A 13,548-nucleotide genomic window follows, 5' to 3' on the forward strand; every position below is an offset into this window, starting at 1 on the left:
TCCTCCTTTCATATACCCCTGCGGGGTATGTATTCATCATAGTCTATATCATAGGATTTGTCAATTACCTTTTTTTATTTATTTTAATTATTTTATTTCTGCAGCTCATCACGCATTTGTTTTAGTATCTCATATGGTATTTTAAGATTTCCCCTGCCGCAGCCGAGATCTATTCCAGGCTTACGTGTACCATGAAAATCAGAACCTCCGCTGATATGAAGTCCGTGCAGGCGTGCCATCCGGCGGACTGTACTTTCTTCAAATCCAACATGGGTGGAATAAAGTGCTTCAATGCCGATTAAACCGGCTTTCTTTAAATCCTCCAAAAGTCTATCCATCTCTTCATCTTTTAAATGGTACAGCAGCGGATGAGCAAGAATCGGAATTCCTCCGGTCTGGCGGATCAGATGAACTGCCTGAACAGGCGTCACTTTTTCCCTGGGAACAAAGTAAGGACAGTTGTCACCGATATAATACCTGAATGCATCCCGCATATCTTTTACGTATCCATGTTCCAAAAGGTAACTTGCAAAATGAGCTCTTGTCCAAACTGCATCCTGATATCGTTCCTCCATCTTCTCCCAGGTAATATCAATTCTCCCGTCCCGCAGTTTCTCTATCATCTTCCGGTTGCGCAAATCCCTGGAATCCTGAAATTTTCCAATCTGGCTTAAAAAAGCGGGACTTTTGTAATCAAATTCCAGCCCCACAATATGAATGTCTTTTCCCAGATATTCTGTAGAAAACTCAATTCCCGGTATTACTTCTATTTCTTTCCCCTTTGCGGCTGCAAATGCCTCCTCAAGCCCTGCCGTGGTATCATGGTCTGTCAGTGCAAATGCCGACAGATTCTTCTTAATCGCATAATCTACTAATTCAGCAGGTGTAAAAGTACCATCAGAGCAATTTGAATGTACATGTAAATCTATATATTTCATTATTTATACCTATTGCATATTGCGGGCAGACCCACAATATTCCTTTCCGTTTCTCTATGATATATCTTCTGGAAGTATCCTTTTGCTCTTTTTAGTATACCCTCAATTTGGAAAGAATTCAACCCGCCCAGGTTATCCCAAGTGTACCCGGAATGTACTTAAAGCCGGTCTGTATCCCGCTGCTACATTCCCCCTTGTCTTCCCTGTCACTTTTAGGTATAATATTTGCAGAGTATATTTTTATACTAACTAATAATAAGATGCTTTTATGCATCCAAATGGAGGAATTATGACATTTCGTGAATTATATATGAACGGTTCAATTGAATTTGATGAAATTTTTGATTATACCAGCAAATGGAATTTTAGTGATGATACACGCACTTTGCGTGAATATCTGGGACTGACGGCCACAGAGGAAGATATCTGGATCAGTGACAGTGATGAAGCTCTGGAAGATTTTATGGAGAAAGAGAAGAAAATCAAAATCTTATTCCTAGACCTGGACGGCACCTTGTTAAATGATGATAAGGAAATTACATCAGGCAATCATGAAGCAATCCAAAAAGCTTTAAAGCAGGGACATAAGATCGTGATTACTACCGGAAGACCTCTTGCCAGTGCAATTGTTTTATCAAAAGAACTGGGATTGACACAGGATGGTTGTTATGCAATTGCTTTTAACGGGGCAGAAATCTATGATTTATACCATAAGAAAACCGTCTTTAAAGAAACGCTTCCGCTGCCTTTTGTCCGCTATCTTTTAGATGCTGCGCATGCACAGGGGCTGCATTGCCAGACCTATTCAGACACTCATATTCTTTCAGAATATGATACACCCGCACTGCACAGATACGAGTCACTGACAAATCTTACCTCCAGAATTGTGCCTGATGTTATGATGGAATTAACCACTGAGCCGGGGAAAGTAATCGTAATCGATTATGAAAACCATGATAAACTGGTACACTTCCAGGAATCCATTTCAGAATGGGCAGACGGCAAGGTAGAACATATCTTTTCCTGTCCCCAGTACCTGGAATTAGTGGCCCCGGGTATGTCAAAAGGACATGCTATTGAAGTATTATGTGGTATTCTGGGCATTCCAAAATGCAATACCATTGCTGCCGGAGACGCTCCTAATGACATCTCTATGCTTGAAACGGCTGCAATCGGCGTCGTTATGAAAAATGCGGCTGATGATATTAAAAAATACGGTGACTACATAACCCAAAGAGATAATAACCATGACGGTATTGCAGAAGTGATAGAAAAATTCCTCTTGTATTAACCATCGGTGTCTAAAACGTTTGAATTAGCAATAAAAATGCAGCAGAGTGGGAAATAGACAATTAGCTTAAATTTGGGTTTAGCTAAGGAAAGACGCTTTGTAGATGGAGGTAGTGTACGGAAAGATGGGTGTGGGAAACTGGCATGGGCTCCGTCAGCTGGCCGCAGAACTGGTATTTTCTAACCTTTCCGGAGCGCTTTTTGGCGGCACGCGGGCATTCACCGAGAAATCCTGATGCATTTCTCGGTTCAGTGCCCGCTTAGTATCCGATGGGAGCCAGTCGAATACTATCCGCCAAAAAACACTCCGGAAAGGTAAGTAAATACTCAGCTCTGCTCTACGCTTCCTCCGCCCATGCCAGTTTCCCACACCCATCTTTCCGAGATCCAGTTTACTGCCACAAAGCTGGTTTTCTCAGCAGAGTGGAGACCCTTGGACTGTGACAGGCTGTTCTTTATTGGATGCTGCGCAGTATGTTTCGGCTGTTTGTGTAAGAGAAGATGAAAGTTTGTTCGTTTTTCTGGTTACAGAATGAAAAACAAATTCCGTTCTCAAGATCAGTTGCTTTACGCCAATAGCGTACAGCATGCCACAACCCCGGGGTCCCACCACGCTGAGAAAACCAGCTTTGTATCAGTAAACTGCATCCCGGAAAGAGAAGGGGGCGGACCAGGACATTGGTTTGGAAGGCGTATAGCAGAGCTGAGCATTTACTTACCTTCCCGGTGTGCTTTTTGGCGGATACAATTCGACTGGCTCCCATCGGATTGTAAGCGGGCAGTGAGCTGCGAAATGCATCAGGATTTCGCAGCGAATGCCCGCGTGCCGCCAAAAAGTGCTCTGGGAAGGTTAGAAAATGCCAGTTCTGCGGTAAGCCTTCCAAACCAATGTCCTGGTCCGTCCCCTTCTCTTTCCGTACACTACCTACATCTACAAAGCGTCTTTACTCACCTAAACCCCAATTTAATATTTTCATCCCTTTTCCTGCCCTTTTGGCATTTTCAATGATAAAACAGCTTTCTCATCAATTATCTATCGGTTCTGCCGGAATAAATACCCTGTCTTTTACAACGTCTTCCGGTTTTACAGCCCTTTCTATTGCTTCTTCACAGAAATACTCCTGAGAATTCATTTTCACTTTACCTCTTCTGTCTACTTTCTCATAGCTTCCGTCCGGCTGTAAAATATGTGCCTTCACATTATCTTCCAACTGAATCTGCAAGATGTGTATCACTTCCATCTTCAAGCGTTCACTTTCAACCGGAAAGAGAATTTCTACACGTTTATCCAGGTTACGCGGCATCCAGTCTGCGCTTCCCATATAAACCTCTTCGCTTCCATTGTGGTAAAAGTAGAAAATACGGCTGTGTTCCAGAAAGTTTCCAACAATAGAACGTACGGTGATATTCTCACTCACACCGGGAATTCCCACCTTCAGACAACAGATACCACGTATAATCAGATCTACCTTCACGCCTGCAGCCGATGCTTCATAAAGAGCAGCAATGATATCTTTATCGCATAAAGAATTCATCTTGGCTATAATATGAGCCTGTTTGCCTTCCAGGGCATTCCTGGTCTCACGCCTGATCAGTTTTAAGAAGCGGTTTCTCAGCCAGATCGGTGCCACTGCCAGCTTGTTCCAGCTCTTTGGCTCGGAATAACCGGATAGCATGTTGAATACTGCCGTAGCATCTTCTCCAATCGGCTCTGAACAGGTCAAAAGGCCGCAGTCTGTATAAAGTTTCGCCGTTGCGTCATTGTAGTTCCCTGTTCCCAGATGGACATAACGGCGTATTCCGTCTTCTTCTCTGCGGACAACAAGGGTGATTTTACTGTGTGTCTTAAGTCCCACTAACCCATAGATAACATGACATCCGGCTTTTTCCAGCATCTTTGCCCATACAATGTTATTCTCTTCATCAAAACGGGCTTTTAATTCTACCAATACGGAAACTTGCTTGCCGTTTTCCGCAGCCTGGGCAAGTGCGGCAATAATCGGTGAATTTCCGCTGACCCGATACAGTGTCTGTTTGATCGCCAGAACGTCGGGATCTTTCGCCGCCTGTTTTACAAAGTCTACTACGGGATTAAATGTCATAAATGGATGATGAAGCAGTATATCCCCATTTCGGATCTGGGTAAAAATATCCTCTTCTCCCATCATATCCGGTACCGGCTGAGGATGGTAAGATTCGTATTTCAAATGATCAAAACCGTCCAATCCATACATCTTCATCAGGAATGTCAGATCCAGGGGACCGTTGATTGAAAAAATCTCTTCTTCTTTTATACTAAATTCTTTCTTTAATACTTTCAAAAGATGTTTATCCATCTTATCTTCGATTTCCAGACGGATTACCTCGCCCCACTGACGCTTTTTCAGCTGGCGCTGTATTTCTTTTAGAAGATCTGCTGCCTCGTCTTCGTCAATGGTTAAGTCTGCATTCCTCATGATTCTATATGGGTGGGCACAGATTACATTATAGTTTAAGAACAGCTTCTGGATATTACGCTCAATGACCTCTTCTAAAAGTATTACCCTTTTTTCTCCCTTTTTTCCTTCCGGAAGGCGGATGATTCTGGGCAGTACTGAGGGGACCTGTACCGTAGCAAACTCGGTTTCACCCTTTTTGGAAATCAATGCTCCTATATTTAAAGATTTATTGCGTATCAGGGGAAACGGCCTGGAAGAATCCATTGCCATTGGGGTGAGTACCGGATATACATTTTCTTCAAAATATTGGTCAACAAATAGTTCCTGTTCTTTGTTTAAATCTTCGTGGCAGACTACCACTTCCAGTCCCTGCTGCTTTAAAGCCGGCAAGAGAGAACGGTTATAGGTGGAGTACTGCACATTTACCAGCTCATGTACTTCTTTTAAGATCATATCAATCTGTTCTGTGGCGGTTAAACCTGCTATATCTTTTTTCATATAACCTGCATGTACCATATCTTTTAAAGATGCCACACGGATCATAAAGAATTCATCCAGATTTGAAGCTGTAATACTCAGAAATTTTAACCGTTCGAATAACGGAAGGGATTTATCCCTGGCTTCGCTCAGGACTCTGTCATTAAATCCTACCCAGCTAGATTCCCGGTTGGTATAAAATTCAGGTTTTGTAAAATCAATTTGTTCCATCTGTCTCCCTCCCTGTTACATTATTTTCTTCTGTTTAATCACTGGCCGGACGCTGAATACTTCTTCAAAGAAATCTGCTTTTTCCCTAAACAGCCCCTTTTCCAATGTAATATCTTCCTGGGTTTCTGCTGTTATCACCAGTTCATTTTCTCTAAATGCCAGCCTTACATCTTTGAATTTCTGCTTGTGGCTGCGGTCAAGAGCATTAGCCACACGTAAAATCGCTGTTAATTTTGCAATTCTTAAGTACTCATCTTTGCTGATCTCCGTAATCCGTCCTTCGGTCACGTCATAATAAGAGAAATCCATGGTATTGTATTTTACCACATTTGCGATGATTTCCCGCTCAACATGGGCCAATCCAATAATCTCTGTTGCCATAATAATACTGTAGGAGCACTCCGCCACATTAGAGAGGCTGATATATTTACCACACCCATGGAGTATGACTGCAATCCGAAGCAGAAGCCGGTCTCTGGCATTCATTCCATGCACTTTTTTCAACTTGTCAAAAATAGGAATTGCCAGGTCTTCCAGTGCTTTGATATGACCTTTATTGCATTGGTACCGCTTGGAAATATTTCTGGCAGCAGCAATGATATCATTATCAAAGTTATGAAGTGACTTGATTATTTTATTTTTCTGAGCGTATTCATATGCCATGCCATCACACAGGGAAACACCAGGCACCCAGATCGCCTCTGCTTCCATTTCTTCTAATAAACGCTTATAAATAATAACCGACGGAATGATAAGAGATGCACTTTCATAAGGAATCTCATATGCCTCAGCTATATCTTCCGGAGATTTACGGATCACTGTGTCATACAGTTTCAGAAATTCTTCTTTTGTCAAAAAGGATTTTTTGGTCAGATCCAGGATATAATCTCCGATCAGGATCACATTCTGAATCTCTCTTTCTTTTAAATATAACTTTTTAAATCCTAAAACCTCATTGTTAATCAGTTCTTCGATCAGAACCTCCATATGGGGCGCCTGATTCTCCATTACGGACAGACGTTCACGGATACGCATATTGCCAAGACGGATATTCTGTGTTGTTACCAGACTGTCCTTATCAAACAGTGAAATCTGCATACTGCCGCCGCCAACGTCCAAAATAGCAGTACCTTTTTGAATGATATTGGCAAATTCCGCTTCTCTGGATGCAATTGACTTATAATCCAGAAAACGCTCTTCTGAGTTCCCCAGCACCTCAATTTTAATACCTGTGCGCTTTTCGATATAATCAAGCATAATTAATTTATTTTTGGTTTCTCTGACTGCGCTGGTTGCACAGGCACGAAAAGCATTTACACGGTAACTTTTCATAATTAAAAGGAAATCCTGAAGTACACTGCAAAGCTCTTCCACTAAGTCCACGCTGATCTTCCCTGTCCGGTAGGCATCCTTTCCCAGTTCCATTCTGTGACGGATGCAGTCAATTTCACGCATCCCCTGTCTGGCGGAAAGTTCAAAAATCTTCATTTCTATTTCATAAGATCCCACATCAATTGCTGCATATGTTGCGATTGTCACTTTATCACCCCCATATAGTTTGTGTTTACTCCTGTATTTTACCTAATAAATAATCGATAAACTGCTGTGCCGTACGGCCTGACAGTCCGCCGTGCTGCAGTTCCCATTTATTTGCTTCCAGCAGCAGCTCCTCTTCCTCCATTTTTATGTTATACCGTTCTGCCAGAGTTCTGACGATCTTCTGGAATTCTTTTTTATCCGGAGCACAGAAGAAAATCTTAACTCCAAACCGGTATACTAAGGACAGCTTCTCCTGTACCGTATCAGATGAATGAAGGTCATCTCTGCGGCCCTCTTTATCACTGAATTGTTCACGAACCAGATGCCTGCGGTTTGAGGTAGCATAGATCAGTATATTATCCGGCTTTTTCTCAAGTCCCCCCTCTATCACAGCTTTCAGATATTTATATTCGATTTCAAATTCTTCAAAAGATAAATCATCCATATATATGATGAACTTATAATTTCGATTCTTAATTTGAGCAATTACTTCATTTAAATCCTGGAACTGGTGCTTATAAATTTCAATAATGCGAAGTCCCTGATCATAGTACTGATTTAAAATACCTTTGATGCTGGAAGATTTACCGGTACCTGCATCTCCAAATAGCAGACAGTTATTGGCTTTTCTGCCCTGAACAAAAGCCTCTGTATTATCGATCAGTTTCTTTTTGGCTATCTCATATCCCACCAGGTCATCGAGATGTACATGTGCGATATTTGTAATTGGTACAATATGTACACCGTCTTCTTCATGCGCCACACGGAATGCTTTGTGGAGGCCCAGCTTTCCCACACCGAAGTCTTTGTAAAACGTCGTCATATCCTCCATAAATTCATCGATGCTTCCGGCGTTCCCAAGTTTCACACTCAGGTCGCAGATACGGTCACGAATTCTCTTGTTAAACATTTTGCTGTTTTCATTAATGTTCTGATAATTACTTACAAAACTAAAACAATTCACCTGAAGAAACTTTTCTACCGGTTCGAAATCATAATCAAATAGTTCTTTTAAGATTTCAAAATCATGACGCACTAATGCATTGATGCTGCCATCTACCGGCCCCACAATTTCACAGGCAGTGCTAAAGGTGTTTTCATTATTCACCAGCAGAAAGGTAAGGTAGTTATGCCATAGATTTTTCGAAAAGCCATAGCTGCCCGCCAGCTCTACCAGACCGTGTATGCAGTCATAAAATAAAGCCCGGATATCTTCTACATTATAATATTCATTATACAAATGTCCCATAATCCAGGTCATATCCTCCAGCACCTGTCCCTGTTCAAAGTTTCTGTATACAATTAATTCATTTATTCCTGCCATTTTGACTGCCTTTCTCTGATGCCTTTTCGACTATCTATTAATTCAGCATACACTCCCCGTTTTACTGACGGAATCGCACATACTGATATATGCAATTTTCAAACGTTCTCTAATAATTACCTAATATCTTCATATTGATTGCTTCTTCCCGAATACCACGCAGTGCATTTTTTACTGCACTGTCACTGAGATTTCCTTCGAAATCGATAAAGAACCGGTACTCCCAGTTTTTGCCCGGTATGGGTCTTGATTCAATTTTGCTCATGTTCAGATTATTGTATATAAAATGAGAAAGCATGTTATATAACGAACCGCTCTTATGAGGCACTTCAAAACAGATACTGACCTTGTCTGCATCTTTTCTGAAAATTCTCTGGTTAGTGGCAATAATAAATCTGGTGGAATTGACTTCGTTATAACATACCTGAACACCCATATCCTGAAGGTCAAAAAATTCTCCTGCAAAGGCACTGGCTATGGCCACCTGGGTTTTATCCCGGTCATTTGATACTTTCTTTGCAGCTACTGCCGTATTATCTAAAGGCACCTGTTTCCAGCCTCTGTGCTGGTCTAAGAACTGCTTGCACTGCATCAGCCCCTGCGGATGGGAATATACGGTTTTCACCTCATCCAGATTAGTACCGGGAACAGCCAGAAGCTTATGTTCACAGCGGATCACCTGCTCTGCCACAATATAATTTTCAAAATCAACCAATAAATCATACATATCGTTCACGATTCCGGCTGTAGAATTCTCGATGGGAAGCACCGCATAATCTGCTGAGCCCTCTGCGATGGCTTCCATGGCATCCTTCCAGGTTTCCACATGGAAAGCATTTACTTTATCTCCGAAATACTCCTTCATTGCCGCATGGCTGTATGCACCTTCCACCCCCTGGAAAACAACTCTTATATTCTCTTTTTGGATTTCATCCACTTCAATAAACGGCAGTCTTCCTACTGCACCTTTTTGTGCCAGCAGCTGATACTGCAGTTTTCTGCTCATAGCCATAATCTGCTGAAACAATTCTTCCACACCATGTTTATTAAAATCATTGTGAGTCATATTGGTAACTGCTTCAATTTTGGATGCTTCTCTTGCTTTATCAAATACTTTCTTTCCGGTATCAATTTTATATTCTGCAACCTGGCCGCTGATGCTCATTCTTTTTTCGAATAAAGCAACCATTTCCTTGTCAATACGGTCAATCTCATCTCTTAATTCTGTTAAATCAGTCATTTAATTCTCCCTTTAACTGTTCCATTGTTTTCTTTAGCAGCGGATGTCTCTTATATGGTGCAATCTGAACCATAGGTTCCAGTACAAAGTCTCTCAAATGCATTTCAATATGAGGAATGTGCAGATCTTCCGTATCTAAGATGATATCATCATACAAAAGTATATCCAGATCCAGCGTTCTGGGACCCCAGCGTATTACCCGCTCCCTGCCGGCTTCCAACTCTATTTCATGAAGTTTTTCTAACAGCTCCTGAGGTGTAAACAGTGTTTTAAGCTTCAGGGCTCCATTTAAAAATTCATCCTGTTCTACCCCGCCGTAAGGTGCTGTGGTAATCAGTTCCGATACCTTTTCTACCTGGCAGCCATAAAGTTCATCCAGAGATTTTACCGCACCCTGCAGATAGGAACTTTTATCTCCCATATTCGAACCAATGGCAATATAAGCCGTGTGCCAGCTTCTTTTAATTTCCACTGCTACGGTATCTAAAGGAAGACCTACCGGCGCCCAGGGTTTCTTGATCTCCAGCTTAACCTTTTTTAGATTCGCAACTTCGATCAACAATTCCATTGCCAGTTTTTCCGCAACCGTTTCAATGAGTTTGAATGTATGATTCTGCATGAATTCCGTAATAAAATGACTTACGTCACCATAATGTATGGATTTGGTTAAATCATCATTCATTCCCGCTTCTCTGGTATCCGTATACAGCGTTGCCGATACAATAAACTTCTGTCCTAATGTATTTTCCTCTGGAAACACACCGTGGTGACAGTATATTTCCAGGTCTTTAATCTTTATTTTATCCATGCGTTCCGTTCCTCCAGCTTATGTTTTTATATGTCCGCTCTCCGGAATATGTTTTAAATTTCTATCATATTCAAGCACGTCCAATGATCGCCTCAGTCATCTTAATAATTCTTGCATTTGCCCGGATATCATGAACTCTCACAAAAGCAGCTTTTTTCATGACGCCCATTACCGTTGTGGCAAGTGTCCCCTCTAATCGCTCGGAAGCCGGAAGATCCAGGGTAAGTCCGATCACTGATTTTCTGGAGGTTCCAAGGAGGATCGGGCAGCCAAGTTCATGCATGCGCTCCAGCCTGTCTATCGCTTCCAGATTATTTTCATAAGTCTTTCCAAATCCAACTCCGGGATCTAAGATGATTTTGTTGTCTGCTATTCCGGCTTTTTTCGCGATGGAAATTGTTTCTCTCAGGTCTTGCAGCATATCGTTGATAAAATCCTGATAATCCGCTTCTCTGCGGTTATGCATCAGGCAGCAGGGTGCCTGATATTCTGCAATTACACCTGCCAGGTCATCATCATATTTCAGGCCCCAGATATCATTTACCAGATCTGCTCCTGCTTCCAACGCCGCTCTGGCTACGCGGCTTTTATAAGTATCGATGGATACCGGAACGTCAAACCGGCTCTTTATCGCCTGAATCATCGGAACAACACGTGCAATTTCTTCTTCATCAGTCAGCAGGGTATATCCCGGCCTCGTGGACTCGCCTCCGATATCAATGATATCTGCACCCTCTTCTATCATATCCTGTGCGTGCTTAAGGGCAGCATCCTTATTATTCCATTTTCCTCCATCAGAAAAGGAATCCGGCGTTACATTTAAAATGCCCATAATATAAGTATGTTTATCTACATCAAAATCCCGATTGCCTATTCTCATCATGTCTCTAACCACCTTTATATTCTGTTTTTATAACTATAAAAGAATCTTTAAATTTTTCTTTTCATCACTCCAGCTGCACTGTTTTTCAGCTTCACATCCATAGCAGCTTCTGGACATCTTATCTGCCCTGTAGATAATGCCTGCAAGACTCTTTTCATTTTTTATTTCACTGTTTCTATGCTGGGCAATGGCATTTATAATATCTTCACTCTCTGCCTTTGCAAAGCCACACGCCTGTAAAATAGCCGAAGCAATTCTGGCGCTTGCCTCCTGGTGCGGTGTACCATCTATATACTGTTCATGTCTCCCTATATCGTGTAAAAGAGCGGCCGCATAGATCCGCTCCTCCTTGATATTCAGTCCTTCTCTTAGATTTATAATATATGCAAGCCTTGCCACATCCATAAAATGTGCCATATCGTGCTTGCAGAAGATCCGGTCTGCTTCACATACACGGATTTTCCCCAGACATTCCCGGTAAGTCCTGTTCAATAATATTTCATTAACCCGATCCATTTGCTTCAACCTACCTTAACATTTGATAAAATGTGTTCTGCAGTTTTTCGTTATCTTTAAAAATTCCTCTGGTAACTACGGTAACTGTTTTCGAACCCGGTTTTTTAATTCCACGCATGGTCATACACATATGCTCTGCTTCTACCATAACCATTACTCCCTGGGGAGCCAGATTGTCCATAAATGCATCCGCTATCTGGGCTGTCAGCTGTTCCTGCAGCTGCAGGCGCTTTGCAAATACTTCTACCGTTCTTGCTATTTTGCTAAGCCCTACTACAGAACCATTTGGAACATATGCAATATGTGCTTTTCCGAAAAACGGAAGCATATGATGCTCACAGGTAGAATAAAATGTTATGTCTTTTTCCAATACCATTTCATTATTTTTCACATGAAAGCGTTTGCTTAAATGCTCAGCCGCATCTTCTTCCATTCCGCCTACGATCTCTGTATACATCCTTGCAATACGGTCCGGTGTCTCAATCAGTCCTTCTCTTGTGGTATCTTCACCGATTCCTTCTAAAATAAGTCTAACGCCTTCTTTGATTTTACTCTGATCTATCATGATAGTTAATCCTCACTTTCTCCCATTTCTCTGGTAATCTCTCCTAAAAAAGAAAGGGAACCAAAGGCAATAATCACATCGTCTTTCCCCGCCATTGAAAGGCTCTTATCCAGTGCATCCCGGATGCTTTTTGCTGCTTCCACATGATTATGGTACTTTGCTGCTGCAATTGCCAGCTCCTGTGCCGGCAGCGCTCTGTCGTTATGTGGCGTTTCGATTGTAATAATTGCTTCCGCAAATGGAGCGGTTGTTTTTAATATTTGATCATATTCTTTATCTTTAAAAACACCCATTATATAATATATTTTTTTGTTCTGAAAATACAGTTCGATGGATTCTTTTAAAACCTGAGCCGCATCCCGGTTATGCGCTCCATCAATAATAAATACCGGGTCTTTACGAATCAGGGTAAAACGTCCCGGCCATTTCGTGTGGAAAAAAGCGCTGCGCAGGACCTCTTCCGTTATCTGGTAGCCCAAACGTACCAGCCCCTTTACCGCTTCCACTGCAAGTACTGCATTAGCAATCTGATAACTTCCTGCAAGGGAAATCCTGAGATTGTCGTATCCACCATAGGTGAAAGATTGCTCTTCATATCCATAATGGATATCTTTTGCCCTTTTCGGCGAAGCAATCATCACACTGCAGTTCTTCTCCTTAGCAGTGTCGAGAACTACCTGCATGGCTTCTTTCTTCTGCTGCATGGTAACAACCAGGGTTTCCGGCTTTATAATACCGGCTTTCTTAGCTGCAATCTCTTCGATGGTATTGCCAAGTACCCCCATATGATCCATGCTGATTGATGCAATAACCTCCATAACCGTGGTGGTAATCACATTGGTTGCATCATCCAAACCTCCAAGTCCTGTTTCCAGAACTACGATATCACACTTTTTTTCTTTGAAATATAAAAAGGACAACGCCGTTTCAATCTCAAATGAAGTAGGATGCGGCAGTCCTTCTTCTTCCATTGCATCTGCCGCCGCTTTTATTGCTGCTACATGGGCTGCCAGGGAATCCTTCTCAATAAAGATCTCATTTACCTGGATTCTTTCACGATACCGGAACAATGCCGGGGAGATATAACGTCCTACCCGGTAGCCGGCTTCCTTCAGGACAGTTGACAGATATGCCAGTACACTGCCTTTGCCATTAGTTCCTGAAATATGGATAAACTTCAATTTATCCTGCGGATTATCAAGCCTTGCGAGCATTTCCTTCATGTTGTCAAGACCAAGTACACTTCCGTATTTAGCCGCATTGTCTAAATATACTCTTGCTTCTTCGTAGTTCATGATT

At 42.0% G+C, this 13,548-nt stretch carries 12 protein-coding genes; 2 read left to right on the forward strand and 10 right to left on the reverse strand.

All coding sequences use genetic code 11. The features are described from left to right. Positions 1 to 92 precede the first annotated feature (92 nt). Positions 93 to 938 (reverse strand): PHP domain-containing protein, encoded by an 846-nt coding sequence (locus tag RHS_RS00630; RefSeq protein ID WP_047832077.1) that lies wholly within the window; start codon positions 936 to 938, stop codon positions 93 to 95. Positions 939 to 1,227: 289 nt separating this feature from the next. Between RHS_RS00630 and RHS_RS00635 the strand changes: the two genes are divergently transcribed. Together RHS_RS00635 and RHS_RS29810 are read left to right on the forward strand one after the other, a co-directional pair. Next, positions 1,228 to 2,229, forward strand: a complete 1,002-nt coding sequence (locus RHS_RS00635; RefSeq protein WP_052377811.1) for a Cof-type HAD-IIB family hydrolase — start codon at positions 1,228 to 1,230, stop codon at positions 2,227 to 2,229. Between the two features lie 112 nt (positions 2,230 to 2,341). After that, positions 2,342 to 2,464, forward strand: a complete 123-nt coding sequence (locus RHS_RS29810; RefSeq protein ID WP_276325441.1) for a hypothetical protein — start codon at positions 2,342 to 2,344, stop codon at positions 2,462 to 2,464. A gap of 789 nt (positions 2,465 to 3,253) precedes the next feature. Here RHS_RS29810 and RHS_RS00640 read toward each other — a convergent pair. From RHS_RS00640 to RHS_RS00680, 9 genes are all read right to left on the reverse strand, one after another. Next, a complete protein-coding gene (locus RHS_RS00640; protein ID WP_027294320.1) occupies positions 3,254 to 5,374 on the reverse strand; it encodes an RNA degradosome polyphosphate kinase in 2,121 nt (706 codons plus the stop codon). Between the two features lie 15 nt (positions 5,375 to 5,389). Beyond that, the gene (locus RHS_RS00645; RefSeq protein WP_047832078.1) at positions 5,390 to 6,913 is read right to left on the reverse strand and encodes an exopolyphosphatase; all 1,524 of its coding nucleotides are present in this window, start codon (positions 6,911 to 6,913) and stop codon (positions 5,390 to 5,392) included. A gap of 25 nt (positions 6,914 to 6,938) precedes the next feature. Next, positions 6,939 to 8,237, reverse strand: coding sequence for an ATP-binding protein (locus tag RHS_RS00650; protein WP_027294322.1), 1,299 nt, complete (start codon positions 8,235 to 8,237; stop codon positions 6,939 to 6,941). A 109-nt stretch (positions 8,238 to 8,346) separates the two neighbouring features. Next, on the reverse strand, positions 8,347 to 9,477 hold the full coding sequence (locus RHS_RS00655; RefSeq protein WP_027294323.1) for a bifunctional chorismate mutase/prephenate dehydratase: 1,131 nt from the start codon (positions 9,475 to 9,477) through the stop codon (positions 8,347 to 8,349). Beyond that, positions 9,470 to 10,285, reverse strand: a complete 816-nt coding sequence (gene folK / locus RHS_RS00660; protein ID WP_027294324.1) for a 2-amino-4-hydroxy-6-hydroxymethyldihydropteridine diphosphokinase — start codon at positions 10,283 to 10,285, stop codon at positions 9,470 to 9,472. Before folK ends, RHS_RS00655 begins: the two co-directional genes overlap by 8 nt. 70 nt (positions 10,286 to 10,355) lie before the next feature. Next, positions 10,356 to 11,165, reverse strand: coding sequence for a dihydropteroate synthase (gene folP, locus RHS_RS00665; RefSeq protein ID WP_044296061.1), 810 nt, complete (start codon positions 11,163 to 11,165; stop codon positions 10,356 to 10,358). Between the two features lie 36 nt (positions 11,166 to 11,201). Next, positions 11,202 to 11,684 (reverse strand): HD domain-containing protein, encoded by a 483-nt coding sequence (locus RHS_RS00670; RefSeq protein ID WP_047832079.1) that lies wholly within the window; start codon positions 11,682 to 11,684, stop codon positions 11,202 to 11,204. 10 nt (positions 11,685 to 11,694) lie between these two features. Beyond that, complete coding sequence (gene folE, locus RHS_RS00675) at positions 11,695 to 12,249, reverse strand: GTP cyclohydrolase I FolE (RefSeq protein WP_027294327.1); 555 nt, start codon at positions 12,247 to 12,249, stop codon at positions 11,695 to 11,697. Between the two features lie 5 nt (positions 12,250 to 12,254). Then, complete coding sequence (locus tag RHS_RS00680; RefSeq protein ID WP_027294328.1) at positions 12,255 to 13,544, reverse strand: folylpolyglutamate synthase/dihydrofolate synthase family protein; 1,290 nt, start codon at positions 13,542 to 13,544, stop codon at positions 12,255 to 12,257. Positions 13,545 to 13,548 lie beyond the last annotated feature (4 nt).

It is taken from the genome of Robinsoniella sp. RHS, from assembly GCF_001029355.1.
Taxonomy (GTDB): Bacteria; Bacillota; Clostridia; order Lachnospirales; family Lachnospiraceae; genus Robinsoniella; species Robinsoniella peoriensis.